The organism is Dolichospermum circinale AWQC310F (genome assembly GCF_000426925.1).
GTDB classification, from domain to species: Bacteria; Cyanobacteriota; Cyanobacteriia; order Cyanobacteriales; family Nostocaceae; genus Dolichospermum; species Dolichospermum circinale.
The window spans coordinates 1,091-1,449 of sequence record NZ_KE384712.1 but is presented as its reverse complement, the minus strand read 5'-3'; the positions used below and the strand labels follow the sequence as shown (position 1 = coordinate 1,449).

Annotated in this window: 1 protein-coding gene; it reads right to left on the bottom strand. The window is 35.1% G+C overall.

Annotation, left to right across the window (positions count from 1 at the left end; genetic code table 11):
* Positions 1-12 precede the first annotated feature (12 nt).
* Positions 13-359 (bottom strand): acyltransferase family protein (locus tag ACIR310F_RS27115; protein ID WP_231387609.1); only part of this gene is annotated, 347 nt, incomplete at its 5' end.

Here is a 359-nt window from a genome sequence, read left to right as displayed (position 1 = left end):
CAACTTGGGTTACTAGTCAGATTTTTTTGCAGGGACTATCACCTGAAATCCGATTCCTGTCCTAGTTTCAACTTGCTTGTCACACCCTGAATAATTACTCTTGAAAACACTCAAATTATCTTCCTGCTGGGAGGAAAAATAAGTTTTCAATTTCAAAAAAGGCTGTTCTAAAAAATACCAGCTTAACAGGGAAACTGCTAAGGTCAAGATGCCAGCAGATAATGCAGCCATTAGATGACTTAGGATAAGATACTGACCTATATATTTCTTTGTATATTGATAAATTATTTTAATCAACATGAACATAATGGGAACATGATAAACGTAGAAACCATAGCTGATTATACCCAAACCTTGGA